Raw genomic sequence first — 24965 nt, forward strand, 5'->3', positions numbered from 1 at the left:
AGCGCAGAACTCAGATCCTGGGTTGAAGCATTGCAGCCACGGCCTTGTGTGCCTGCTCGGTCAATTGTTGGCGATCCGGCGCATCCGGCCCGGTCACCGCGATCGGCGTACCGATCCGCACGCGGATGATGCCCGGGCGCACCCTGAACAGGCCATCGACCGGCAACACCTTGCCGCAACCGTCCAGTGCCACCGGAACCACCTGCACGCCAGCATCGATAGCGGCCTGCAGTAGCCCGGCCTTGAATGGCAATAATGCGCCGTTGCGGCTGCGGGTGCCTTCGGGAAACAGACACAACTGTTTGCCCTCGCGCAACAGCGCGGCGGCTTGACGTCGCACCAGCGCCCCTGCCCTGCGGCTGTCGCGGTCCAGAAACAGCATGCCGGTGGCGCGCGCATACCAGTTCACGAACGGCACCTTGCGCATTTCTTCCTTGAGCAAAAAGCGCAGCGGCACCGGCAGGGCGTAGAACAGCGCGCAAATATCGATGATCGACTGGTGGTTGCTCACGAACAGATAGTTCTTGGACCAATCCACCCGCTCGCGCCCTTCCACGATGACGGTGGCGCCCGCACCGCGAAACAGCACCGGCGACCACATCCAGCTGCCCATGCGCAGCAGTCGGTCGGCATCGCGAGTGATCGCCAGCAATACCAACGCGTAGACGATCCCACCAGCGGTAAAGGCCAGCGTGAACACCAATTGCAACAGGTTGAACACAGCCCACGCCAGGCGCGGCGGCATCCTTGCCAACGGCATCTTTGTCTTGTCCCCGAAAATATGCACGTACGTCGCTACCCCTGACCACGCACTCAGCGCAGCAGATCGCGCCAGAAATCCGGCCCGAGCCGCGCCATCTGACGCAAGAAGTCTGGCAGATTACGATAGGGACGCTGTGGAAACCAGCGGCCGCGCAATAGATATTCCCCAATGAAGAAGCCGCCAATCACGCCATAAGCGAGCAGATTGGCGAACAACGAGGCGCGCGCATCGCTGATCGGCAGCGGCGAGGCATAGCCCAACTGCGCCAGCACGCCGCTGGGCTCGGCGCACAGGCCGAGCACCAGATTGGCCAGGGTCAGGCCGCACAGCAGCAGTGCCCAGGCCAGCGTGAGACGGCGCGTATAACGACCTTGTTCGGGTGTGATCGGCATGCCGGCCTGGCCGTACAGGCCTTCGACAATACGGGTGATCAGCGGCGTGCGGCCGTGGCGCAGGCTGCGCCCGAAAAACCAGGCAACCCAAGCGGTGAACATCACCGGCGGTGCCGCCAGCACCAACATCGCATACGGCGAATGCCACAGCGCGCCCAGTCCGGCAAGCAGCAGCAGTGCCAGCGCCCAGGCCCAGGCCCGGCGCGCAACCATCGGTTCGATCAAGACCATCAGCACCAGCAAACCACCGGCGATGACGGCCAGCTCCGGGCGGTGACTGGCATTGGCCCAATGCGCCAACGGCGAATACGCCACCGCCAGCAGAACGCCTAGCCCTAGCACCCACGCGGGTGCGTCGGGGGATTGCGCAGTCGGCAGATCAGACGGTCTTGTTGGCTTGGACATGCGCCGACAATGCGCGCAGCGACGCGAAGATGCGACGGTTCTCGTCGCTGTCCGAACGCAGCTGGAAGCCGTAGCGCTTGCTGATCGCCAGCGCCAGTTCCAGCGCATCGATCGAGTCCAACCCCAGCCCGGTGTTGAACAACGGCGCCTCCGGATCGATGTCGGCGGGTTGGACGTCTTCCAGGTTCAGACTTTCGACCAGGAGTTCGGCCAGTTCACGTTCGGCAGCGGTTTGCGAGGACATCCAGGATTTCCACAGGTCAGGGTCGGGCAACAAAAGTTAAGAACAAGCAACAGCAGCGCGGGCGACCATCGGAATGCGCGGGCGTCGCGTCGGCCGTAGTGTACGTTGCCGTCGCTGCCAATCCGAGCATCTGCCGCGCGGTCTGGCCGGCGCCTGCACGTGCTGACGGCGTTCTTCACACATGCATCGGCGGCCCGCAAGCTGTCCTGGCGGACGAGCAGGCTATCATGACTGCATGACGCTCGCCCGCTACAGGTTCGTTCCAGGATGACTTCCAACGCTGTTCGCCACACCCCGACCGCCATGCCGGCAGCCGGGCCGGCTCCCGGACCGGAGTGTCCGGATGTACTGATCGTCGGCGGCGGCCCGGCTGGCTGCACTGCGGCCATCGCGCTTGCCGAGCTCGGCTGGTCGGTCTCCCTGCTCGAAAAGGAGCAGCACCCGCGCTTTCATATCGGCGAATCGTTGCTGCCGATGAACATGCCGATTCTCCAACGCCTGGGTGTGCTTGAAGATGTGCGCGCCGTCGGCGTGCTCAAGCGTGGCGCGGATTTTCCGAACGACAGCGGCGGCTACAACACGTTTCGTTTTTCGCACGCGCTCGATGCCAAGGCCGATTTCGCCTTCCAGGTGCCGCGTGCGCAATTTGACCAGGTGCTGTTCCAGCGCGCGCGTGCGGTCGGCGTGGATGCACGCGAACGGGTCCACGTGGAGCAAGTGACGTTCGACGGCGAACAGCCCGTGCTGCAGGCACGCACGGCAGACGGCGGCGTGCAGCAGTTCCGTCCGCGCTATCTGCTCGATGCCAGCGGCCGCGACACCTTTTTGGGCACCCGCCTCAAGCTCAAACGTGCCAATGCCAAGCATCAATCGGCCGCGTTGTTCAGCCACTTCCGCGGCGTGACACGGCGCCCGGGCGAAGATGCCGGCAACATCAGCATCTACCGGCATGCGCATGGCTGGATGTGGCTGATTCCGCTGCCGGACGACATCATGAGCGTGGGCGCAGTCTGCTACCCCGAGTACATGAAAACCCGCAAGGGCGACAGCGAGGGGTTTTTGATGCGCACCCTGGCGCTCAATCCGGAGCTCAACGCGCGCATGCTCGGCGCCGAGCGCGTGGCACCGGTGCATGCCACCGGCAATTACGCTTACGAATGCACGCGCATGGCCGGTCCAGGCTGGTTGATGCTGGGCGATGCCTACACCTTCGTCGACCCGATGTTTTCTTCCGGCGTGTTTCTGGCCATGCACGGCGCCGAACGCGGCGCATCCATGGTGGATGCCGCACTGCGCGCGCCGCAATCGGAAGCAAAACTGCAGCGCGCTTTACAACGCGAACTGACGCGTGGCGTGGATGAATTCAAGTGGTTCATCTACCGCTTCACCTCGCCCACCATGCGTGCCTTGTTCGCGCAGCCGCAAAATACCTGGCAGGTGGAACAGGCGGTGGTAGCGATGCTGGCTGGCGATGTGTTCGACAGCCCCAAAGTCCGCATCCGCCTGCGTGCCTTCCGTGCTCTGTACGCACTCACCACTTTTTCGATGATGCCGCGCGCCTGGCAGTCGTGGCGCCACCGCCGGCGCCAGGCCAAGCTCGGCTTCGACGGCGACACCTTGCAACGCGACACGCAACAACGAGACGCTCAATGACCGCTTCCCAGGCCCAGACCACGCACGCCGTGCGCCATCCCCGCCTGCAGGTCGACTATGTCGACCAGACCGACCCCGCCGTGTTGCTGGCCGACCCGCAGGTGTTGGCCGTGTTCGGCTTCGGCGATGCGGCGCCGCGCCTGCACGACCCGCGCTATTTGCGCGTGCCGTTGCAGCCCTATCAGGCCAGCGTGCTGGAAGTGTGGCGCACCGCTGCGCCGGTGCGCAGCGGCCGCGAGGGCAATATCGCCTGGTCCAGCGACGGGCACCTGCAATTCGGCGTGATCGAGATCGACGAGCAGGATGTCGATATGGAAGAAGCGGCCGCCAGGGCGTATGCGGAAATCACTGCCTTCGTCAGTGGTAGCCAGACGCCGCGGTTGCTGCGTATCTGGAATTACCTGGACGCCATCACCCTAGGCAGCGGCGACCGCGAACGTTACCGGCAGTTCTGCGTGGGCCGTGCACGCGGACTGGGCGCATTCGACACCGCGCAATTGCCGGCCGCCACCGCAGTGGGCCGTTGCGATGCCGAGCGCATCATCCAGATCTACTGGCTCGCGGCCGCCAATGCCGGCACGCCGCTGGAAAATCCACGCCAGGTCAGCGCTTACAACTACCCGCGCCAGTACGGCCCGCAGTCGCCGAGCTTTGCGCGCGCCATGCTGCCGCCGGCCGGCAGCGACATGCCGTTGCTGCTGTCGGGCACTGCTGCCGTGGTGGGCCACGCCTCAATGCACACCGGCCAGTTGCTGGCGCAGCTGGAAGAAACCTTTGCCAACTTCGACGCCCTGCTCGGCGCCGCGCGTCAGCATGCGCCTGCGCTACCCGCGCAGTTCGGTGCTGGCACCCGCCTGAAAGTCTATGTGCGCGAACACGACGACCTGCCCAAGGTTGCGCAGGCACTGGACGCACGCTTCGGCGATGCGGTCCCGCGCCTGCTGCTGCACGCGGTGATTTGCCGCGATGAGCTGGCGGTGGAGATCGATGGGGTGCATGGGTGAACATACTTGCCGCAGAGGATATCTGCGGCAGTCGGTCGAGCAGCAATGACTAAGCAGGCGGTGCGGAGCATTCCTGCTCCATGCGCCTGCAACAGAGCATCGAAGGCGTTAGACAGTCGCTGCCGAATGCTGGGACACCGCTACTTTTTAAGCTGACGTCTCCAACACCGAATGAGCTGGCACGTTGAGGCAGCGCTCGATGCGCTGCGTCAAACACGCCTGCTTGCGCGCTTCGCGCTATGTCTGCAGCCTTTCATCGCCAAGCTGGCCGTCACGTCACCAGCGCCTGACTAACGCACGCACGCGCTTGGTCACGCTCAGCCGTTAAGCAATCCAAGCACCACATCGCGCGGCAGTTTGCCGGTTTCGTTGCGCGGCAATGCCGCGACTTTGCGCAGGCGGCGCGGCAGGAACACCGGGTCAAAGCTGACACGGAGTGCGGTCAGTACCTGGGCTTCGTCCAGGGTCGGGGCGACCACCAGCGCGGCGATGCGTCCGACCGCCTGGCCGGGGTCGGGCGCGAGTTGCACGATGGTGCCGTCGACCACGCCGGGAATGGCGAGCAGGCGCCGGGTGAGATCGGCCAGCGATGCGCGCTTTCCGGCGATTTCCAGCAGATCGGCCTGACGGCCACGCACCTGGAAGCGGCCGTCGTCGGCCACGTCCATCATGTCGGCCAGCAGCACTGGTTTGGCCAGATGCGGCGCGTGCACCAGCGTGCCTGCAGCCTGCGTTTCCAGGCGCACGCCGGGCAAAGGCGTCCACGCCGCTTCCAGTGCCGTGCGTCGCACGGCAAACACGCAGGTTTCGGTGGAGCCGAACATCTCGCGCACTTCACCACCGAAACGCGCTTCGGCCGCCGCGGCGATTTCGGGCGCCAACGGCGCGGTGGCCGACACGATGCCGGCCAGCGGCGGCAATGCGACACCGGATTCGACCAACGCACGCAGATGCACTGGCGTGGTCACCAACACGCGCGGCGCGGGAATATCGGCCAGCGCACGTGCCACATCGTCCGGAAAGAATGGGCGCCCGGCGTGCACCGCCAGCGTGGTCACCATCGGCAGCAGCACTGACAACTCCATGCCATACATGTGCTGCGGCGGCACCGTGGCGACCACGTGCGGCACGGCGTCGATGTGCGCCCACAGGCTTTCCAGCGCGACCAGATCCTGACGCGTGCTCGTCAGAAAGCTGCCCCATGTCTTGGGATTGGGTTGCGGGCTGCCGGTGCTACCGGAAGTGAAACCGATCGCCACCAGTGCATCGTCGGCCAGTTGCGGAATCGGGCCCTCGGCCTGTGGCAATTCGGCTGGCAGCTGCCAATACAGAGGCGGCGCAAGTTCCAAATCCAGATCGCCCAGGCAGTACGCATCGGCGTGCCGCGCCTGCACTTCGCCCACCACCGCCGGTGCGCGCGACGACGGCAGCAGCGAGACCTGCCCGCGCAGCGCACATGCGTAAAACGCCACCATGAACCGGTAGCGGTCTTCGCACAGATTCACCGCATGGCTGCCCTCGGGCAGCTGCTGCGCCAGACCGTGCACATGTGCGATGAAGGTGGCCAGATTAACCGACTGCCCCGCGCGCCAGGCCAACGGCCGGTCGAGCGCACCAACAGCCATCGGATGGGAAATAGCGGGCGCAGGCTGGCTGGACATGAAAACCGACGGTCGCAAAAGCGCGCTAGCTTGGCCGCCACCTGCGCTGCTGGCAAGTCGGGAGGTTCCTGTCTGCGCTAAGAGCAGCCAACAAAACGACTGCGCAGCCGCCAGGCGGGCGCGGCCGGTGCTCGGAATCGGCATGTCCCACGCGTACACGGCGGTTCCTCCGCGCCGTCTGCGCTCACCTGACGACTGCTCGCTACGTTTTGTTAGCCGCTCTAAATCATGTTGATCGATGTGGAGGCGTGGCAGGTAGGCGGCTGGCGCCATTGGTTGCCTGCGCAGCGGGCACACCTTCGCGGCGCTGCGATGCATAGATTCGTTTTCACTGTGGGTAATTGGCGTGACACCTTGCAGGTCGTGCGTTTTTCGGCATTTCGAGAAGATTTTTCCTCTTTTGCGTCTGCGCGTTCGCAGCAGCACGCGGTGCGCTAAGCATCGTCAGCACCGTGGAGTTGAAGTGTTCATTCTCTCGCTGTCGCAGCGCGCCTCGCTGATTGTGCCGATTGCTCACCTGCAGGCACAGGCCTTAATCAGCGCAAGAGATGGTCGCGCTCGCTCATGTCAAGCACGTGGTTTCTGCCGCACCGCACGCAGCCACGCACGCATGACCTGTGGCCCAAGCCCGCTGCGGAGGCGAACTGCTAGGCTTGCGCGCTCCCTTTGCGTCCAGCCGTGTCCGATGCCTAGATTGTTGCCGTTGACCCTTCTGCTGCTGGCCACCGCTGTGCATGCGCAGTCTGCCGCCCCGCTCACCATCGAACAGGCGATGTCCGACCCGGACTGGATCGGACCGTCGGTGGACCAGGCCTGGTGGCAATGGGACGGCAAACAGGTGCAATACCTGGTCAAGCGCGATGGCAGCCCGGTGCGCGACACCTATCGCCAGAGCACCGGCGGCGGCACCGCCGAACGTGTGGCCGACACGGCGCGCGCAGGCCTGGATGCGGCAAACCCCAGTTACGACGCGACCCGCCAGCGCATGCTGTTCGCACGTAATGGCGACATCTTCCTGCGCGATCTGCGCACCGGTGCGCTGACCCAGCTGACCCGCAGCAACGAGATCGAATCGCGTCCGCAGTTCGCCAGCGATGGCGGTGCGATCTGGCGCGCGGGCAACAACTGGTACCACTGGCGCGCCGATGGCGGCACCGCGCAGGTGGCCGTCGTCAAGGCCGAGCGCGACCCCAACGCCGCCCCCAAAACCGATGTACTGCGCGAACAGCAACTGGCCACGCTGGCCACCTTGCGCCGCGACAAGGAGCAACGCGACGCGCTGCGCACGCAGGAAGACGCCTGGCGCCGTGCCGACACCACGCGTGCGGCAGCGCCGGTGTATCTGGGCGATGAGGTGGAGATCGTCGACAGCGCGTTGTCGCCAGACGGCCGCCATTTGCTGGTGGTCACCCAGGCCAAGAACGCCGACGAGGGCCAGGCCGGCAAGATGCCCAAATACGTGACCGAATCCGGTTACGAAGAATTCCAGGAAGTACGCACCCGCGTCGGCCGCAATGCACCGGCGGCGCACGCGTTGTGGCTGGTGGATGTCACCTCGGGCACGGCTAAAACGCTGTCTTTCGACCCACTGCCGGGCATTGCCACCGACCCACTGGCCGCATTGCGCAAGGCCGCCAAGCGCGAAGCCCTCAAGGGCAACCGCGCGGTCCGTGTGGAAAGCGATGGCGACGGTAGCGGGCCGGCAGTGCACTGGAGCGATGACGGCCGCAACGTGGCGGTGGAAATTCGTGCGGTGGACAACAAGGACCGCTGGATCGCCAGCGTGGACCTGGACAAGGCCAGGCTGCAGCCGCGTCACCGCCTGAGCGATAGCGCCTGGATCAACTCGGATTTCAACGATTTCGGCTGGCTGCCCGACAACCGCACGCTATGGCTGCTGTCGGAAGAATCCGGCTATTCGCAGCTGTACACCGTGGAAGGCAACGGCAAACCGCGCCAGCGCACCCGCGGTCAATGGGAAGTGTCGATGCCGGTGCCCAGCGCCGATGGCAGTGGCATGTTCTTCATGTGCAACCAGAAATGGCCAGGCGATTACGAGGTCTGCAAGCTCGACCTGCGCAGCGATCAGCTCACCGAAGTCACCGCATTGAACGGCGTGGAAGGCTTCAGCCTGTCGCCGAACGGGCAGCAGTTGCTGGTGCGCTATTCCGGTAGCTATCTGCCGACGCAACTGGCGGTGGTGCCGGCCACCGGTGGCCAGGTCACCGTGCTCACCGACACACGTACGCCCGCATTCAAGGCGCAGCCGTGGATTGCGCCGCAGTACGTGCAAGTGCCGTCCAAACACGGTGCCGGCACGGTGTGGGGCAAGTATTACGGGCCGACCAATCCAGAGCCGGGCAAGCAATATCCGATCGTGATGTTCGTGCACGGCGCCGGGTATCTGCAGAACGTCTCCGAGCGCTACACGCCGTATTTCCGTGAGCAGATGTTCCACAACCTGCTGGTGCAGCAGGGCTATATCGTGCTGGATCTGGACTACCGCGCCTCCGAAGGCTACGGCCGCGATTGGCGCACCGCGATCTATCGCAACATGGGCCACCCGGAGCTGGAAGATTATCTGGACGGGCTGGACTGGCTGGTCGCCACCAAGCAGGGCGATCGCGCACGCGCCGGCATCTATGGCGGCTCGTACGGCGGCTTCATGACCTACATGGCGCTGTTCCGCAGCCCGGGCACCTTCAAGGCCGGTGCGGCGCTGCGTCCGGTCGGTGACTGGATGCAGTACAACCACGAATACACCTCCAACATCCTCAACACGCCCGAGCTGGATCCGCAGGCCTATAAGACCTCTTCGCCGATCAACTACGCCGAGGGCTTGCGCGACCATCTGCTGATCGCGCACGGCATGATCGACGACAACGTGTTCTTCAAGGACTCGGTCGACATGACCCAGAAGTTGATGGAGCTGCATAAGGACAACTGGCAGATAGCGCCGTACCCGTTGGAACGCCACGGCTTTACGCGTGCCGATTCGTGGCTGGACGAGTACAAGCGCATCCTCAAGCTGTTCAATGAGCAAGTGAAGCCTTCAACCTGGTGAAACTGTTCGTGTCCGTTCGTAGATGGAAGCGAACGACACGCGCAGTGCTCGGGCCTTGCGCGTGTCCATCGCCACGGCTGCGCGATCACGGACAGCGTAAGCAGCAGCACGGCACGCAAGCCAACGCACGCGCCTTAGTTGCCCTGCACTCACCTGGTGCTACGCAAGTGGCTCTAAGCTTGGTGCAGGACCGGTAACGCGCCATCGCCACGCGTGAGGCGCTGCATCGGTCCGCCGCATGACCGGTGCGCCGCCGGCATGGCGGCGCTTCCACTCACCACTGGCGCAGGGAAGGAACGCGATGGGCCTGTGGGACCGTTTGTTTGGACGCAAGAACGCTGCGGCAAACACGCCGCGCACAGAACCGACGGCAGCACCTGTCGCTGCCGTAGACGAGCCGGAGGCGGCGGCTGAAATCGACCCCGCACTGCAAGCAGCGCTGACCGCGTTTCAGCGGGGCGACCATGTGGGTGCCTATAACGCTGCGCAGGCGCAGCTTCACCTTGGCGCAGACGCGCAGCGCCTGTGCGCGCTGTCGTTGAGTGCATTGGACCGCTATCGCGAGGCCTACCCCTACTGGCTGGCGCTGTACGCGCTGGAGCCCACCGCCCGCAACGCACTACAGCTGGCGACCACCTCGGTGATGTGCAACGAGATCGACCGTGGTGAGCAATGGTTGCTGACGTTCGACGATCTCAACGCGCAGGAGCGATCGACCTCGCCCGCCACCGCACGCACCAGCTTCCTCACCGCCCTCACCCGTGCCGGCCACGGCGCGCATGCGCTGCCGCACCTGGAATGGTTGCGCGAAGCCTATGCCGGCATGTCGATTACCGACAGCCACTTCCTGTACGTGCGCGGGCTACCGTTTCTTGAAGCCTTTCTGGAGCGCAGCACACCGCTGTTGCGCGAATGCCTGCCAGCCGATGCAGTGCCTGCGTGGTACGCGCAACTGCAACCTGCGCTAGATCCCCCCGGCCAGGCGATGGTGGCTGCCCATATCGCATCGCTGCAATGAGCACCATGCAACCAACATCGGCCAAGCAGCGCGGCGGCTTCGTAACCCCGTTGGCGTGGGTCTCGTTGTTACTTGGGGTGGCCAGCGTGCTGGCCAATCTGGTGCAGATCGCAATCATCGCGCTGACGCCGGGTGCAGCATCGTTGCGACTGCCCGAAGGCATCACCCTGCCCCACTCCTGGCAATGGCTAATCGACCATGCGATGTCGCTCTCTGTCGCCGGCGTGGTGCTCTCGGCTGCCTTCTCCTGGTTGAGTTGGGCACTGCTACAGCGGCGCGAGTGGGCAAGAGTCGGCTTCGTTGCGGTGCTGCTGGTGACCGGGCTGCTTAATTTCGGCGGGCTGGCGTTGATCGGGCCGTTGTTCGACGGCGTACAAACGCTGTTGCCTGCCGATGTGCTGCAAAGCCCGGAGTGGCCACAAATGCAGGCACGTTTGCAGGCCACACAGCAGATGGCGCTGATCGTCACCGGGGTGGGTGCACTGGCCATCGGCTGCGTACATGCGGTGCTCGCATGGCGCCTGTGCACGCCCGCTGTCCGCGCAGAGTTTTCGTCGGTTTCGTAGTTTGGACGCAAGCAGTGCCCTAAGCAGAATCGAAGAAGTCGAGGGCACGATCCCCTCACCGCACCAGAACGTTGGTCGGCAGTTTGATGGGAAACGGCTCGTGCTACGCAGGCGCGCTACATAGCACGCGAACGTCGCCTGTACTGACACACCGACCCTCTCGACTGGTCCTTGCCCGCTCACCGTCGCGGGACCCTTGGCGGCATGGATGCAGGCAAGGAGCTTACACTGACGTACTTGCAGCGTGTCCCGCGATGGTGAGCGGGCAAGGGCCCTGCAGCAAACGTGCAAATCATCCGCTCTACACCAGCTTCGTCGGCACTAATCAAGCATGCCGAGACGCTGGATTTCACCCGTTGCAGTTGCTTGGCGATCCTCAAGCCTGGTGCATCGAGTGCGCGGCGCCCTCACCGCTCGCGGGACACGCCATCAACCCGTCCCTGGGGGCTTGATGGCGGCATCCATCCCACCAACGGTCCCGCAAGCGGCGAGGACACCGCGCCAGATAGTTGGCTGCTGGTTTTGTTGAGAACAAAGAACATCGCACCAGACAGTTTGCTGGCTGCCGGTTGAAACGCTGCGCACCGACCAGCCCGACTGCTCCTTGCCCAGCAGTGACCGCCGCGTTTTCATCCATCTCTCGCATCGCACTGCGACAAACGGGCGCGCTGGCGCGGATGCACCATGTGCAGCACACGGCTTAGAATTGGGTCATGAACGAATTCGACCGTGTACGCGATTTTCTGACCGACCTGCAGGACCGGATCTGCGCTGCTGTGGAAGCTGCCGACGGGAAGGCGCGGTTCGCCGAGGATCTTTGGAAGCGCGAGGAGGGCGGTGGTGGCCGTACCCGCATCCTGCGCGACGGCGCCGTATTCGAGCAGGCCGGCATCGGCTTTTCCGATGTGTCCGGCACACGCTTGCCACCGTCGGCCAGTGCGCACCGGCCCGAGCTTGCCGGTGCCACCTGGCGTGCGTGCGGTGTGTCGCTGGTGTTTCATCCGCATAATCCGTACATCCCGACCACGCACATGAATGTGCGCTACTTCCGCGCCGAGCACGATGGCGAGGTGGTGGCCGCCTGGTTTGGTGGCGGCTTCGACCTGACTCCGTTCTATCCCTTCGATGAAGACGTGCAGCACTGGCACCGCGTTGCGCAGGCGCTGTGCGAGCCGTTTGGCGAAGAACGCTATGCCGCGCACAAGCGTTGGTGCGACGAATATTTTTTCCTGCGTCACCGCAACGAGACGCGCGGCGTGGGCGGGCTGTTTTTCGACGACCTGGGCAAGGAGTTCGAACGCGATTTCGCCTATCAGCAAGCAGTGGGCAATGGCTTCCTGGATGCCTACATGCCAATCGTGCAGCGTCGCAAGGCCACACCCTACGGCGAGCGCGAACGCGAGTTTCAGCTGTACCGCCGCGGGCGCTATGTGGAGTTCAATCTGGTCTACGACCGCGGCACCCTGTTTGGATTGCAGAGCGGTGGGCGCGCCGAGAGCATCCTGATGAGTTTGCCGCCGCGGGTACGCTGGGAGTATGGCTTTACGCCAGAGCCAGGCAGTGCCGAAGCGCGTCTGGCCGATTACCTGGTCCCACGCGACTGGCTGGGTTGATCCCAACGCCGCTGTAAGGCGTGGCGTCCTTGCGGACGTCCACGCAGTAAGCGATGGCAATAGCGGACACGTTGCAGCGCGCGTCGCGAGCAAATGTGCTGCCTGCTGACGACTTGATCAACCGTGTCTCACCAATGCGACACGTCGCCTAGCGCCAGCGCGACGCACACACGGATCGCACGACGCCACGGCGCACTGCTCCTTGGCAGAAGGCACGCGCCGACCAGTGCAAGCATCGGCGCCGAGTGCCCGTCAACCTCGCGCAAGCCCGCCGTCACAGCACCGCAGCCGATGCATCGGCTGCCAGCACGCCCCAACCGCTGCTGAAGCCAATCAGGCGGCGCGCAGTTGATGCGCGTTGTGGAAAGGCGGCCGAAAGGTCGCTTGCCTACCGTGGCACCCATCCTGTGCCGCTGTCGGTGTCTGCATGTCCTCTTCCGCTGGAGTGTCCTGGAGCGTTCTGTGCGATTTCGATGGGACCATCGGAGTGCAGGACGTGATCGACAGCTTGCTGGAGCGCTTTGGCCTGCCCGGATGGGAGGTGCTGGAGGCGCGCTGGCAAGCGGGATTGATCGGCTCGGCCGAGTGCATGCGTGGTCAGGTCGCACTGTTGGACATGAGCGCGCTGCAGTTGCAGCAGCACCTGGACGGAATGCAGATCGACCCGGCGTTCGCGCGCTTTGCCGCAGCAGTCGCCGCACGCGGCTTGCCGCTGCAGATCGTCAGCGACGGTCTGGACCATCCGATCCAACTGCTGCTGGCGCGCCATGCGCTCGAGCATTTGCCGGTCGTCGCCAACCGCCTGTGCATCACTGAGCATCCGCGGCAATGGACGTTGCAATCGCCCTATCAAGCGCAGGGTTGCAACGCCGGCACCTGCAAATGCGCGCAGATCCACAGCGCGCGCGAACGAGCGCAGCAGCGCGTGCTGCTGATCGGCGACGGCACCTCGGATTTTTGCGGCGCGAGCCGCGCCGACTACGTCTTTGCAAAACATCGCCTGATTGACCACTGCCGGCTACGCGGCATCGCGCATAGCCCCATCGGCGATTTCAACGATGCATTGGCACTGCTGCCCGCTCTGCTGGACGGCAGCCTTGTCGCTGGGCGGGCCGTTTTCACCAACGCCGCCGTGCCGTGCATCTGAGCAACACCTTTCCTGCCATTTCCCGATCAACGGACCCTGCAATGAATCTGCTGCGTACTCCTGAACTGGCGCTCGACAACGACGCCCAACTGCTCGCCGACGAGGCGCGCTACAGCTCCTTCGGCGACACCGTGCACTACGTCGACCCGCCGAAGATCTTTCATCGCTGCGCCGGCAGCTACATGTTCGATGCCGCCGAGGTGCCCTATCTGGACCTGCAGATGTGGTACTCGGCGTGCAACTTCGGCTATGCCAACCAACGGTTGAACAACGCCCTCAAGCACCAGATCGACACGCTCCCGCAGGTGGCCAGCCAGTACCTGCACCCGACCCGCATCCAGTTGGCCAAGACCATTGCGCAGGACGTCAAGGGCAAGTTCGGGCTGGACGGCCGCGTGCATTTCAACGTGGGCGGCGCGCAGGCGATCGAGGATTCGCTGAAGCTGGTGCGCAATGCACGCAACGGCAAGAGCCTGATGTTCGCGTTCGAGGGCGGCTACCACGGCCGCACGCTCGGCGCCTCGTCCATCACCTCCAGCTACCGCTACCGCCGCCGTTTTGGCCACTTCGGCGAACGCGCGATGTTCATTCCGTTTCCGTACCCGTTCCGGCGTCCCAAGGGCATGACCCCGGAAGAATATTCGGACCATTGTGTGCATCAGTTCGCGCGCCTGTTCGAGACCGAATACAACGGCGTGTGGGACCCCAAAGTCGGTCAGGCCGAATACGCCGCGTTCTATGTCGAGCCGATTCAAGGCACCGGCGGCTACGTGATTCCGCCGCCGAACTTCTTCCGCGATCTGAAGAAGGTGCTGGATCAGTACGGCATCTTGATGGTGGTCGATGAAATCCAGATGGGGTTCTGGCGCACCGGCAAGCTGTGGTCGATCGAGCACTTCGGCGTGACCCCGGACGTCCTGGTCTTCGGCAAGGCGCTGACCAACGGCCTCAATCCGCTTTCGGGTTTGTGGGCACGCGAGGAACTGATCAATCCCACTGTCTTTCCGCCCGGCTCCACCCACTCCACCTTCAACTCCAATCCCTTGGGCACCTCGCTGGGACTGGAAGTGATCCGCATGGGCTATGAGATGGACTACGCGCGCACCGTGCCGTTGAAGGGCGCGCATTTTCTTGCCGGCCTGCGCGATCTGCAGCAACGCCATCCGGAGATCGGCGATGTGGACGGCCTGGGGTTGGCGCTGCGCGCAGAGATTTGCCAGGCCGATGGCTTCACGCCCAACAGGGCGCTGCTCGATCGCATGGTCGACATCGGCCTGGCCGGCGACTTGCGCCATCAGGGCAAACCGATTGGCTTGGTGCTCGACGTCGGCGGTTGGTACAAAAACGTCATCACGCTGGCACCTTCGCTGGACATCACCTATGAAGAGATCGACTTGGCGATCTCCTTGCTCGATCAACTGCTGAGCAAGGCCAAGGCCAGCTGAGGCGAAGAGATCCCTCACGGAGGCCGCATGCAGTACTGCACCCAACTCGAACCCGAGGCGCTCTTGCGCGGCTTCATTGCTCATCCGCCGCACGGCTTCCAGGCCGAGCGGTTGGAGAGCGGTCTGCCGCTGTTCCGCACCCACTTGAATCTGCTTACCACTGCCGACCAGGCGTTGCGCAACAAGGTCGCTGCCTTGCCTGGGTATCGGTATTGGCAGCGCTGGCTGCAGTGGCAGGCCTGTTTCATCGGCTCCACCGTCACCGAATACACCCCGCTGCCGATGACCGCGAGCATCGATGCGTTGGCCGACGAGGTACTGGCTCAGGCGCATAGAGCGCCGCTGCTGATCGTCAAGGATCTGCCGTACGAATCACCGCTATTGGACCTGCAAAGCAATCAGCGCGCTGCCGCGTTCGCGCAAGCCTTAGCCGAACGTGGTTTCGTGCTGATGCAAGGCATGTCGCTGGCGTGGGTGCCGATCGATTTCGACAGCGAGGACGACTATCTCGCACGGCTGTCCTCTGGCCGGCGACGCAACATCCGTCGCAAGCTGCGCTCGCGCCAGGTGCTACGCGTGGAGACGCTGCCAACCGGCGCAGACTGCTTCGACGATGCATCGGTGTGCGCGCAGTTCTATGCGCTGTACCGCAATGTCTACGCCCAGAGCCAGATGCACTTCGACCTACTGGAGGCGCATTTCCTTTCCACGCTGCTGCGCGATGCGGCCAGCAGCGGCTGCGTGTTCGCCTACTATCACCAGGATGCGCTGATCGGATGGAACCTCTGCTACGAACACGCCGGCATGTTGGTGGACAAGTTCATCGGCTTTGCCTACCCGCAGGCGCGCGCGCACAACCTCTATGCGGTCAGTTGGATGCACAATCTTGCATACGCCCGCCGTGCCGGCCTGAGTCATTACGTGGCCGGTTGGGATGATCCGGAGGTCAAACGCGAACTCGGCGCGCACCTGAGTCCGATGCGGCACGCGGTGTATCCGCGCAATGCATTGCTGCGGATGCTGGTACGCCGGCACGTGCATCGCTTCGAGAACCCGGTCGAGGATATGCCGCAGATCGAGGCGCTGGGATGACCACACCTCTGGTGCTGGACCTGGACGGCTCGGCCAACACAACGCCTGATGCCCGCATCGTGCCGCTGCAGCATTGGCAAGAGCGTGTGCGACTTGGCTGCAGGCACGCGACGCTGCGTCAGTTCGCGCAGGAACTGCAGCCGGCCCTGGCGATCTCGCATGGCACCGTGTTGCTGGGCAGCGGCGACTTCCATCATCTGAGCTGGCCGTTGATTCAACGGGTAGCCGAGCGCAGTAGCCAACCGCTGCAAGTGGTGGTGCTGGACAACCATCCGGACAACATGCGTTACCCCTTCGGCGTGCATTGCGGCTCCTGGGTGCACGAGGTCGCCGCGCTGCCGCAGGTTGCGCGCATGCATATGGTGGGCATGTGTTCGAGCGATGTCAGCAGCAAGCATTGCCTGGAGCATCATCTGTCGCCGTTGCGCCAGGGCAAGCTGCATTACTGGTGCCTGGGCGTGGACACACGCTGGGCGCGCCTGCTCGGCTGTGCGGATGCCGTGCATTGTTTCGAGGAAACCGATGCGCTCCTGGCGGCCTTCGCTGCGCGCGCGGATGCCGCATTGCCCGTCTATCTCTCCATCGACAAAGACGTCTTTGCAGAACACGTGGTGCGCACCAACTGGGATCAGGGGCGTTTCAACGTGACCGCACTGCTCCGCTTCATGGATGCGCTCACTGGTCCACTGCTTGGCAGCGACATCACCGGCGAGATTTCGCACTATCGCTACCGCAGCCGCTTCAAACGTCTGCTGTCGGCGCTCGACGGGCAGCGCCCACCGGATCCAGCACAACTGCAGTTCTGGCAGGCCGGCCAGAATGCATTCAACCGCCGCCTGCTCGCCCTGCTCGACGCCTATCCCCGACTGGCCGCCTCCTCGGCATCGCCGGTGCGATCCACGCAGCGATAGCGGAACCACGCCTACCTGGCGTGCATCGCACTGCGGGCATGCTGCGCTGAAGATCCACATGCGTGCGCGTGCACACGGCAGTGCTTGGTCGTCTGCGAATCACGTTGGTCTGGGCCGTCGCCTGTGACGTCGATTTTCGCGCCGTTCCCGTGGCGATACGCCGGTCGCCCTGCGCGCATGTCCGCGTTGCACGCGCACGCTCGGCTGCGGAGGTGCGCAGACGACGGCGCGGGTGGCGGTCAGTCGCCGTCGGCGGCAAGCCGTGCTTCAGCGCGCGCCAGGCAGGCCACACCGGCCAGGATCAGCGCCGCACCCAGCAGATGCACCGCCGTCAGCGGTTCGCCCAGCCACCACGCCGACAGCACCAGCACGCCGACCACGTCCAAGTGCGAGGCAGCAAACGCCGGCCCGATCGGCGCCCGCTCCAGCAGCGTCATCCAGATAAAGAACGCCCCGACATAACCGAGCACCGCGCCATAGAGAAACGGCTGCGCGAACAAGCGCTGCAGCCAGGCAAGGCTGAAATCCAGCGGCAGGGCGCGCGCACCGGCCAGCTTGAAGCACAGGTGCGCCACGCTGTCCACGCATAGCAGCAGCGGAAAGCCGATCCAATACAGCCGCCTCATCCAGCGGCTCCCACGATGGCCACGCCCAGGCCGATCAGACTCATGCCGGCCACCCGCAGCGGGGTCAGGCGTTCGCCGTACAGCAGCCGCCCGGCCAGCATCAGCGCCAGGATATTGATCGACCCGAGCAGCACCCCTTGCGACAGCGGCACCAACGAGAGGAACGCGATCCAGCCCATGAACTCGACCACGTAGCAAGCCAGCCCGGTCCACAGCCAGGGCCGCGCGAAGCGGGCACGCCAGCGCGTCAGCAAATCGCCCTCGATGGGCTCGAAGGCGGCCTGCTTGAATGCCAATTGCCCCAGCGTGTCGACCGCCACCGTCACCGCCCACAGCGTCACCGCCACCGGCGTCATGAGGCATCCAACGCCGGCTGCTGCCATGCCGTGGCCGGCTGAGGCTGCAGGTCGCCGCTGGCGACACGCTCGAAGAAACGCGCGCTGGCAGTGGTCAACAAGCCGCGTTGTCGGTCCAAGGTCAGCATGTGGTAGCTGTCCTCCATCAGCAGAAACTCGGTCGCACCGGAGACGCCGTCCAGCACCATCCGCGCGTTACGCAGGCTTGCCACATCGTCTTCGGCGGCGTGCGCCACCAGGCAGGGCGCGATCACTTTCGGCAGCCGTCGCCGCACCCGCGCCGATAACGCGCGCAATTCGGCCAGCGAGTGCCAGGGGTTGCCGGGCAGGCCAGCGACGCTGCTGTCTCCGCCTTGCATCGCCGCCGCGATGCGCGCGCGCAGGCGCTCGTCGCGCAACCCATACGGCGATTCCTCCAGGAACATGCGGCGGCGGCCGATGCCGAACAGCTTGAACGCAGGCAGCAGGAACGACAGGTGCCGGGTCCAGGGAATATTCCAGCCGTCGTAGCGGAAGGTGACACCGTAGACGCCGACCCCCGCCACCAGCTCCGGCCGTTCGATCGCCAGCTCCAGCGCCAGCAATGCCCCCATCGATAACCCCGCCACGAACACCTGGTCCACCTGCTTGGCCAGCGCCTCGGCCGCGCGTTCGACACTGCCATACCAATCGCGCCAGCCGGTGGCCAGCAAGTCGTCCATGTCGCCGCAGTGACCGGCCAGCTGCACGCCATGTACGGTGAACCCGGCGCGGTTCAAGCCAATCCCAAGGCGGCGCATTTCCGCCGGGGTGCCGGTCAACCCGTGGACCAGCAGCACACCGCAGCAGCCGCCACTGAGGAAGAATTCGTTGTTGGGACGGATCATCGACATGCCCTCTGGTGTAGAGCGCACGATCCCATTCGAGGTTTTCCTGAAGCTTTCGTTGCCACCATGCCGTGGCCGCGACATTCAGTGCGCACTCACTGCAGCCGCGGCGGGAACCGGATCTCCACGCGCAATCCGCCGTGCGCGCCCTGGCAGAACACCACCCGCGCGTTATGACGCTGCGCGACGCCCTGCACGATTGCCAGGCCCAGCCCGCAACCGTCGCCGCGCATGCCCGGCACACGAAAGAACCGCTCGCCCAGGCGGCCTAACAGTGCGTCCGGGACGCCGGGGCCGTCGTCCTCCACGCTCAACACCACCGCATCTGCCAGCGCGGCCAGGCCCACGGTGACACTGCAGCCGCGGCCGGCGTACCGAAGTGCATTGTCGATCAGGTTATCCAGCAGTTCCTGCAGCCCCAACGGATCGCCGAACACCACCAGGGCAGCGTCTTCGCTGTCGGCCTGATAGCCCAGGTCCACGTCGGCGGCCAGCGCATCGGGCACGCGCGCGGCCACCGCCTCTGGAATCAACCGGTACAACAGCACCGGCACCATGGCCTCATCGCGATGGTGCGGCGACTGCGCGCGACTCAGTGCCAGCAGCTGGCTGGCCGCACGCGCCGCGCGCGCGGTCAATTGCTGGATTTGCAACAGGGCCGCGCGGGTCTGCTCTGGATCGGCGCCCATCGCACGCTCGGCATGCAATTGCAGCCCCGCCAGCGGAGTCCGCAACTGATGCGCGGCATCGGCGATGAAACGCTCATGCAACTGCACGGTATGGCGCACGCGCACGAACAGCGCGTCCAGGGTCAGGGTGAGCGGCAGGATTTCCTGCGGAACGTCCGGCCCGGTGACCGGAGCCAATGCCTGTTCGCGCGCGGCCAGGCGCTCGGTCAACGGACGCAACACCCGCAACCCATGATTGACGCCCAGCCACACCAGTGCCATCACCGCGATGATCAGCACCGTTTGCACCGGCAAGGTCAGCCACAGCACAGTGCGCGCAGTGCGCTGGCGGTCGATCAACGACTCGGCGATGGTCACCGTCAGCACGTCGCCGGCATCGTAGGGCGATGGCATCGCCACCGACGCCGCGCGCAGCCTGCGCACGCCGTCGTCGACCCAATACAGCGCCGGCGGTTTGCCCAGCGCCGGCTGGCGCATGCCGTGCAGCCCGGTATCGCCGTAACGCCACCCCTGGCGACGGCTGAGCACCGCGAAATAGTTCGCCCCGTCCGGGTCGTAGCGCAGCAGGAACTGCGCCTGCGACGACAGGCTGCGCCGTTCGGGCGACTGCCGCAGCAGCGCGGTGAGCGCCTGCAGGTCGTCGGCCAGATTCTTGTCGTGCACGCGATTGGCATAGCCCAGCGCCATGCGATAGGTCACCGCCGCATCGATCGCCAGCAGCACCAGCATTGGCACCGCCAGGAACAGCAGCAGGCGTCGGCGCAGGCTGGGCCGCGCCAGGGTCCGCTTAGCCCTCATCGTCGCCGTCCTGGCACTCCTGCAGCAGATACCCCAATCCACGGATGGTGCGGATACCCACGCCGCTGCCGTGCAGCTTGCGGCGGAGTCGGTGCATTGCGATATCCAAGCCGTTGTCGCTGATGTCTTCGTCCCAGCCGCACAGCGCTTCCACCAACTGGGCGCGATTGGTCACGCGATCGGCGCGCGTGGCCAGTGCACCGAGCAGCCCATATTCGCGCGCGGTCAACTCCAGCGCCTGCGTATCGATCCAGGCGCGGCGTCCGGTCAGGTCCAGGCGCAGGCGCCCCAGGCGCAACTCAGGCGTTCCCTTGCTGATGGCGCGCCGCAGCACCGAGCGCACCCGCGCCTGGAACTCTTCCAACGCGAACGGCTTGACCAGGTAATCGTCCGCGCCCAGATCCAGCACACGCACGCGTTCATGCAGGGCTTCGCGCGCGCTGATGACCAGTACCGGCGTGGTGGCGCCGCGCTCGCGCAAACGCTGCAACACGCGCACGCCATCCATGTTGCCCAGCAGGCCCAAGTCCAGCACCAGCAACTGGTAGTCGGTGCTGCGTAGCGCCGCATCGGCCTGGCTGCCATCGTCGACGTGATCCACCACATGGCCCTGCTGGTGCAGCGTCGCGACCACAGCGTCGGCGATCGATGGTTCGTCCTCGGCAATCAGCACCCGCATGTCGGCCGCCTTGCAGATGCAGCTGGCAACGAAACGACAGGCAGGCGATCGACAAATGCACTCGGCGGCACGATCTTTGAATCTGAATTAGTAATGTGGGCACCATACCGTCATCGCGGCAGCACGTCGCATGGCAGCGTGGTCCCAATTGAGCGGGCATTTATGCTGCGCAGCGGCACTTGGACAGGGCGCTCGGCAACTGTTGAATTGCTTATGCGGTGCTTTTCGTAAGTCCATACGTTCTGTTGCGCCTGCTCACACCAACGCATACGCAACATCGCAGCTAACGGTGCAACGGTGCAACGGTGCAACGGTGGCGCACAATCGGGAAGACGCAAATAAAAAGCCCCGCAGACCAGGGGGAGGTCGGCGGGGCCAGGGAACGGAAACTTGGGGAGGAGTTTCCGCTCCGAGATCTGCTCCAGGGGATGGGAGAGATCTGCCGACAGGCGTTGCGCCCGTCGAGGGATATAACACCACTTTTTACCTTGATGGATCGTGAAGATAACTGTTAAAAAAATGTAGAATTTAGCGCTTATTCATTACATTAAATCAGCTGACTTCGGATTATGTCCGCACGAATGATTGCTGATCTGCGAATTCAGCATATCAGCGCGATTCTCTGCGTCAATGCGCCTCGTCCCAGTTATCGCCCTCGTCCCAGTTATCGCCAATGCCCGAATCCACCACCAGCGGCACGCGTAATTCAGCCGCGGAGGCCATGCGCGTGGTGACCTCGCTCAGCAGTGTGTCGACGAAATCGGTATCGGCTTCAAACACCAGTTCGTCGTGCACCTGCAGGATCATCTTGGCGCGTTGCGCGTGGCCGGCGATCCATCCATCCACGCTGACCATGGCGCGCTTGATGATGTCGGCCGCGGTGCCCTGCATCGGCGCGTTGATGGCAGCGCGCTCGGCGCCAGCACGCTGGCCCTGGCTGCCGGCATTGATGAAATCCAGATACAGCCGGCGGCCGAACACGGTTTCCACGTAGCCCTTGTCGCGCGCTTGCTGGCGGGTGGTTTCCATGAAGTCGCGCACGCCCGGATAGCGGCTGAAGTACAGCGCGATGTAGTCCTGCGCTTCGCCACGGCCGATGCCAAGCTGGCGGGCCAGACCGAACGCGCTCATGCCGTACATCAGGCCGAAGTTGATCGCCTTGGCGGCGCGGCGCTCGTCACCGCTGACGGTGTCGATGGTGCGGCCGAACACTTCGGCAGCAGTGGCGCGGTGCACGTCGGCGCCGGACTCGAATGCGCCCACCAGGCCGGGGTCGCCGGACAGGTGCGCCATGATGCGTAGCTCGATCTGCGAGTAGTCGCAGGCGATCAACTTGCGTCCGGCCGGTGCGACGAACGCGCGCCGAATACGGCGGCCGTCTTCGGTGCGGATCGGGATGTTCTGCAGATTCGGGTCCGACGAGGACAGCCGCCCGGTAGCGGCGCCGGCCTGGTGGTAGCTGGTGTGCACGCGCCCGGACTGCGGGTGGATCATCTCCGGCAGCTTGTCGGTGTAGGTGCTGCGCAGCTTGGTCAGGCCACGGTATTCCAGGATCACCCGCGGCAACTCGTGCTGGTCGGCGATGGCTTCCAGCGCTTCTTCGTTGGTCGAGGGCTGGCCCTTGGGCGTCTTGACCACGGCGGGGAGCTTGAGCTCGTCGAACAGCAGGGCCTGCAGTTGCTTGGGCGAATCCAGGTTGAAGGTGCGCCCGGCCAGCTCGGTGGCTTTCTGCTGGGCGGCGAGCATGCGCTTGGACAGGTCCGCGCTCTGGCGGCGTAGTTCGGCCGCGTCCACGCACACACCGTTGGCTTCGATGCGGGCCAGTACTTCCACCAGCGGCATTTCGATCTCGCGGTAGACCCGCTCCAGGCCCGGCTCGGCGGCCAGCTTGGGGCCGAGCACGTGGTGCAGGCGCAGGGTGATGTCGGCGTCTTCGGCGGCGTAGCGGGTGGCGTCTTCCAGGCTGATCTGGGCGAACGGGATCTGCTTGGCGCCCTTGCCGCAGACGTCTTCGTACCTGACGGTGTCGTAGCCGAGATAGCGCTTGGCCAGGCTGTCCATGTCGTGGCGGGCGCTGCCGGAATTGAGCACGAAGCTTTCCAGCAAGGTGTCGTCGGCGTAGCCGGCCAGTTCCACGCCATGCCGGCGCATCACGTGCATGTCGTACTTGCCGTGCTGGCCGAGTTTGCGCACCGCCGGGTCGGTGAGCAACGGGACCAATTGCGCCAGCGCTTGGGTGCGGTCGAGCTGAACCGGCGCGCCGGGGAAGTTATGCCCGAACGGCAGGTACGCCGCTTTGCCGGGCTCGGCGGCCACACTCAGGCCGATCAAATCCGCCTGCAGCGGGTCCAGGCTGTCGGTTTCGGTATCGAAGGCAAACTGGCCGGCGGCACGCAGCTGCACGATCCAACTGTCGAGTTGCTCCTGGGTGAGGATGGTCTCGTACTCGCCCGGCGCCGACAGCGCTGGATCCAGATCCACCGCGGCGTTGACCGGGCCGGACACGAAGCCGGTACCGCGCGCGCGGCCCGGCTCGGTGCGCGCAGTGGCGGCGGCAGCGCCCAGCGCCACCGGCTCGGACAACAGCCCGGCCTGCGCCGACGTGCCGCCCATCTCACGCAGCGCCTGGGTGAACCCGTAGCGCGCGTACAGCACCGCCAGCGTTTCCGTATTGGGCTCGCGCAGGTCCAGCGCGCGCGGGCCGCTGGCCAGGGTCACGTCGGTCTTGATGGTGACCAGCTCGCGGTTGAGCGGCAGGCGTGGCAACGCAGCGCGCAGGTTGTCGCCGATCTTGCCCTTGATCTTGTCGGCGTTGGCGATGACGCCGTCCAGCGAATCGTATTCGGCCAGCCATTTGGCAGCGGTCTTGGGGCCGCACTTTTCTACGCCGGGCACGTTGTCGACGGTGTCGCCCATCAGCGCCAACAGGTCGACGATCTGATCGGGCCGCACGCCGAACTTGGCGATCACCGCCTCGTCCGAATCCATGCGGCTGCCACTCATGGTGTTGACCAGTTCGATACCCGGGCGCACCAGCTGCGCGAAGTCCTTGTCGCCGGTGGAGATGGTGACGCTCAACCCATCGGCGGCGGCTTGCAGTGCCAGCGTGCCGATTACATCGTCGGCTTCCACGCCGTCGATGCGCAGGATGTCGATGCCCAGCGCATGCACGATGTCGCACATCGGCTGCACCTGCGCGCGCAGGTCGTCGGGCATGGACGGCCGATTGGCCTTGTAGTCTGCATACAAGTCATCACGGAAGGTCTTGCCGGGCGCATCCACCACGAAGGCGATGTAGGCCGGGCGCTCCTTCAAGGTGGCGCGCAGCATGTTGACCACGCCAAACAAGGCGCCGGTGGGCTCGCCCTGCGCATTGGTCAGCGGCGGAAGCGCGTGGAACGCGCGATACAGGTAACTGGACCCGTCGATCAAGACTAATCTGCTCATGACCCAATTCTACGCTGCACGCTCACGGCACACCGCACCAGCGCATACTGGCCGTCGATCAACACGGATACCGACAATGAAGAGAGCACGTCTTTTGCTGCTGCCGTTGCTGCTGCTGGGCGGCTGTGCCACCAGTGGCGCCGACCGCGCCGGTGGCGAGATCCCGGCTGGTGCCGATGTCACCAGCAAGACCATGGGCAACGGCGACAAGGTCGACGAATACCGCGTCAACGGTCAGCTGGAAATGGTGCGGGTCACGCCAACGCGCGGAGCGCCCTACTTCCTGTACGACCGCGACCACGACGGGCATACCGATGCGGAGAAGGACAAGGTCAACAAGGTGTATTGGAAGCTGTATAGCTGGTGATTGGGTATTGGGTGTTCAGTCCCGGCATTAGGTGGATCGGGTTGACCTTGAACCGCTCGGGTTCGGATGTCCACTGTTCGCAGATAAATTCGTACGGTGTCAGACCTTCCAACGCTGTGAGCCTGCGACCGAAGTTGTAGGCGTCGATGAACATGGTCA

The 24965-nt window shown here is 64.7% G+C and carries 21 protein-coding genes, 1 other RNA gene and 1 pseudogene; 12 read left to right on the plus strand and 11 right to left on the minus strand.

Features of this window, described 5'->3' with window-relative positions; all coding sequences use genetic code 11:
• Positions 1-10: 10 nt before the first annotated feature.
• The 3 genes from NX05_RS01165 to xanC are packed head-to-tail and all read right to left on the minus strand — an operon-like array spanning position 11 to position 1804.
• Entirely contained in the window at positions 11-760 is a 750-nt protein-coding gene (locus NX05_RS01165; RefSeq protein WP_039437319.1) for a lysophospholipid acyltransferase family protein, read from the minus strand.
• 53 nt (positions 761-813) lie between these two features.
• A complete protein-coding gene (locus tag NX05_RS01170; protein ID WP_010369750.1) occupies positions 814-1497 on the minus strand; it encodes a COG4648 family protein in 684 nt (227 codons plus the stop codon).
• Positions 1498-1534: 37 nt separating this feature from the next.
• Positions 1535-1804 (minus strand): xanthomonadin biosynthesis acyl carrier protein XanC, encoded by a 270-nt coding sequence (gene xanC / locus NX05_RS01175; RefSeq protein WP_039437322.1) that lies wholly within the window; start codon positions 1802-1804, stop codon positions 1535-1537.
• 303 nt (positions 1805-2107) lie between these two features.
• Between xanC and NX05_RS01180 the strand changes: the two genes are divergently transcribed.
• Both NX05_RS01180 and NX05_RS01185 read left to right on the plus strand, forming a co-directional pair.
• A complete protein-coding gene (locus NX05_RS01180; RefSeq protein WP_039437325.1) occupies positions 2108-3457 on the plus strand; it encodes an NAD(P)/FAD-dependent oxidoreductase in 1350 nt (449 codons plus the stop codon).
• The gene (locus NX05_RS01185) at positions 3454-4461 is read left to right on the plus strand and encodes a chorismate transformation FkbO/Hyg5 family protein (protein WP_017112524.1); all 1008 of its coding nucleotides are present in this window, start codon (positions 3454-3456) and stop codon (positions 4459-4461) included. The genes NX05_RS01180 and NX05_RS01185 overlap by 4 nt, the downstream gene beginning before the upstream one ends.
• 317 nt (positions 4462-4778) lie before the next feature.
• Here NX05_RS01185 and NX05_RS01190 read toward each other — a convergent pair whose 3' ends face one another.
• Positions 4779-6122, minus strand: a complete 1344-nt coding sequence (locus NX05_RS01190; RefSeq protein ID WP_172645774.1) for an AMP-binding protein — start codon at positions 6120-6122, stop codon at positions 4779-4781.
• A 142-nt stretch (positions 6123-6264) separates the two neighbouring features.
• Between NX05_RS01190 and NX05_RS21390 the strand changes: the two genes are divergently transcribed.
• From NX05_RS21390 to NX05_RS01235, 9 genes are all read left to right on the plus strand, one after another.
• Positions 6265-6340: non-coding RNA, sX9 sRNA (locus tag NX05_RS21390), on the plus strand.
• 476 nt (positions 6341-6816) lie between these two features.
• A complete protein-coding gene (locus tag NX05_RS01200) occupies positions 6817-9186 on the plus strand; it encodes a S9 family peptidase (protein WP_039437335.1) in 2370 nt (789 codons plus the stop codon).
• A 301-nt stretch (positions 9187-9487) separates the two neighbouring features.
• On the plus strand, positions 9488-10204 hold the full coding sequence (locus tag NX05_RS01205) for an SH3 domain-containing protein (protein WP_039437337.1): 717 nt from the start codon (positions 9488-9490) through the stop codon (positions 10202-10204).
• On the plus strand, positions 10201-10770 hold the full coding sequence (locus tag NX05_RS01210; RefSeq protein ID WP_039437341.1) for a hypothetical protein: 570 nt from the start codon (positions 10201-10203) through the stop codon (positions 10768-10770). The genes NX05_RS01205 and NX05_RS01210 overlap by 4 nt, the downstream gene beginning before the upstream one ends.
• Before the next feature lie 713 nt (positions 10771-11483).
• Positions 11484-12383 carry an oxygen-dependent coproporphyrinogen oxidase gene (hemF, locus tag NX05_RS01215; RefSeq protein WP_039437344.1) on the plus strand — a complete coding sequence of 300 codons (900 nt, stop codon included), beginning with the start codon at positions 11484-11486 and terminating at the stop codon, positions 12381-12383.
• A gap of 445 nt (positions 12384-12828) precedes the next feature.
• Positions 12829-13530 (plus strand): MtnX-like HAD-IB family phosphatase, encoded by a 702-nt coding sequence (locus tag NX05_RS01220; RefSeq protein ID WP_039437346.1) that lies wholly within the window; start codon positions 12829-12831, stop codon positions 13528-13530.
• 41 nt (positions 13531-13571) lie between these two features.
• Positions 13572-14975 (plus strand): aspartate aminotransferase family protein, encoded by a 1404-nt coding sequence (locus tag NX05_RS01225; RefSeq protein ID WP_010369672.1) that lies wholly within the window; start codon positions 13572-13574, stop codon positions 14973-14975.
• 27 nt (positions 14976-15002) lie between these two features.
• Positions 15003-16067 (plus strand): peptidogalycan biosysnthesis protein, encoded by a 1065-nt coding sequence (locus tag NX05_RS01230; RefSeq protein ID WP_039437348.1) that lies wholly within the window; start codon positions 15003-15005, stop codon positions 16065-16067.
• Positions 16064-16978, plus strand: coding sequence for an arginase family protein (locus NX05_RS01235; RefSeq protein WP_017112530.1), 915 nt, complete (start codon positions 16064-16066; stop codon positions 16976-16978). Before NX05_RS01230 ends, NX05_RS01235 begins: the two co-directional genes overlap by 4 nt.
• A 239-nt stretch (positions 16979-17217) precedes the next feature.
• Here NX05_RS01235 and NX05_RS01240 read toward each other — a convergent pair whose 3' ends face one another.
• The 6 genes from NX05_RS01240 to polA all read right to left on the minus strand — a co-directional run bounded on the left by NX05_RS01240 (position 17218) and on the right by polA (position 24439).
• Entirely contained in the window at positions 17218-17604 is a 387-nt protein-coding gene (locus NX05_RS01240) for a DMT family transporter (RefSeq protein WP_010381419.1), read from the minus strand.
• The gene (locus NX05_RS01245; RefSeq protein WP_039437350.1) at positions 17601-17960 is read right to left on the minus strand and encodes a membrane protein; all 360 of its coding nucleotides are present in this window, start codon (positions 17958-17960) and stop codon (positions 17601-17603) included. Before NX05_RS01245 ends, NX05_RS01240 begins: the two co-directional genes overlap by 4 nt.
• Positions 17957-18832, minus strand: coding sequence for an alpha/beta hydrolase (locus tag NX05_RS01250; RefSeq protein WP_080764607.1), 876 nt, complete (start codon positions 18830-18832; stop codon positions 17957-17959). The genes NX05_RS01245 and NX05_RS01250 overlap by 4 nt, the downstream gene beginning before the upstream one ends.
• A gap of 89 nt (positions 18833-18921) precedes the next feature.
• Positions 18922-20313: a sensor histidine kinase gene (locus tag NX05_RS01255; protein ID WP_010369652.1), complete on the minus strand. Its 1392-nt coding sequence runs from the start codon at positions 20311-20313 to the stop codon at positions 18922-18924.
• Positions 20303-20992 carry a response regulator gene (locus NX05_RS01260; protein WP_017117703.1) on the minus strand — a complete coding sequence of 230 codons (690 nt, stop codon included), beginning with the start codon at positions 20990-20992 and terminating at the stop codon, positions 20303-20305. The genes NX05_RS01255 and NX05_RS01260 overlap by 11 nt, the downstream gene beginning before the upstream one ends.
• Positions 20993-21619: 627 nt before the next feature.
• Positions 21620-24439, minus strand: coding sequence for a DNA polymerase I (gene polA, locus NX05_RS01265; protein ID WP_039437352.1), 2820 nt, complete (start codon positions 24437-24439; stop codon positions 21620-21622).
• 76 nt (positions 24440-24515) lie between these two features.
• Here polA and NX05_RS01270 point away from each other — a divergent pair, with 76 nt between their 5' ends.
• Positions 24516-24806, plus strand: coding sequence for a DUF2782 domain-containing protein (locus NX05_RS01270; protein WP_017112533.1), 291 nt, complete (start codon positions 24516-24518; stop codon positions 24804-24806).
• On the opposite strand, the pseudogene NX05_RS21400 reads toward NX05_RS01270, so the two are convergent.
• A pseudogene (locus NX05_RS21400) lies at positions 24772-24965 on the minus strand (hypothetical protein); the annotation flags it as partial. The gene NX05_RS01270 and the pseudogene NX05_RS21400 overlap by 35 nt on opposite strands.

Origin of the sequence: Xanthomonas vasicola, assembly GCF_000772705.2 — a bacterium.
Lineage (GTDB): Bacteria > Pseudomonadota > Gammaproteobacteria > Xanthomonadales > Xanthomonadaceae > Xanthomonas > Xanthomonas vasicola.

Coding starts and splice junctions, on each gene's coding strand:
- NX05_RS01255 (WP_010369652.1), bottom strand. CDS start 20,313: ATGAGGGCTAAGCGGACCCTGGCGCGGCCCAGCCTGCGCCGACGCCTG.
- polA (WP_039437352.1), bottom strand. CDS start 24,439: ATGAGCAGATTAGTCTTGATCGACGGGTCCAGTTACCTGTATCGCGCG.
- NX05_RS01250 (WP_080764607.1), bottom strand. CDS start 18,832: ATGTCGATGATCCGTCCCAACAACGAATTCTTCCTCAGTGGCGGCTGC.
- NX05_RS01210 (WP_039437341.1), top strand. CDS start 10,201: ATGAGCACCATGCAACCAACATCGGCCAAGCAGCGCGGCGGCTTCGTA.
- NX05_RS01185 (WP_017112524.1), top strand. CDS start 3,454: ATGACCGCTTCCCAGGCCCAGACCACGCACGCCGTGCGCCATCCCCGC.
- NX05_RS01240 (WP_010381419.1), bottom strand. CDS start 17,604: ATGAGGCGGCTGTATTGGATCGGCTTTCCGCTGCTGCTATGCGTGGAC.
- NX05_RS01260 (WP_017117703.1), bottom strand. CDS start 20,992: ATGCGGGTGCTGATTGCCGAGGACGAACCATCGATCGCCGACGCTGTG.
- NX05_RS01165 (WP_039437319.1), bottom strand. CDS start 760: ATGCCGTTGGCAAGGATGCCGCCGCGCCTGGCGTGGGCTGTGTTCAAC.
- xanC (WP_039437322.1), bottom strand. CDS start 1,804: ATGTCCTCGCAAACCGCTGCCGAACGTGAACTGGCCGAACTCCTGGTC.
- NX05_RS01230 (WP_039437348.1), top strand. CDS start 15,003: ATGCAGTACTGCACCCAACTCGAACCCGAGGCGCTCTTGCGCGGCTTC.
- NX05_RS01205 (WP_039437337.1), top strand. CDS start 9,488: ATGGGCCTGTGGGACCGTTTGTTTGGACGCAAGAACGCTGCGGCAAAC.
- NX05_RS01225 (WP_010369672.1), top strand. CDS start 13,572: ATGAATCTGCTGCGTACTCCTGAACTGGCGCTCGACAACGACGCCCAA.
- NX05_RS01180 (WP_039437325.1), top strand. CDS start 2,108: ATGCCGGCAGCCGGGCCGGCTCCCGGACCGGAGTGTCCGGATGTACTG.
- NX05_RS01245 (WP_039437350.1), bottom strand. CDS start 17,960: ATGACGCCGGTGGCGGTGACGCTGTGGGCGGTGACGGTGGCGGTCGAC.
- NX05_RS01270 (WP_017112533.1), top strand. CDS start 24,516: ATGAAGAGAGCACGTCTTTTGCTGCTGCCGTTGCTGCTGCTGGGCGGC.
- NX05_RS01235 (WP_017112530.1), top strand. CDS start 16,064: ATGACCACACCTCTGGTGCTGGACCTGGACGGCTCGGCCAACACAACG.
- hemF (WP_039437344.1), top strand. CDS start 11,484: ATGAACGAATTCGACCGTGTACGCGATTTTCTGACCGACCTGCAGGAC.
- NX05_RS01190 (WP_172645774.1), bottom strand. CDS start 6,122: ATGTCCAGCCAGCCTGCGCCCGCTATTTCCCATCCGATGGCTGTTGGT.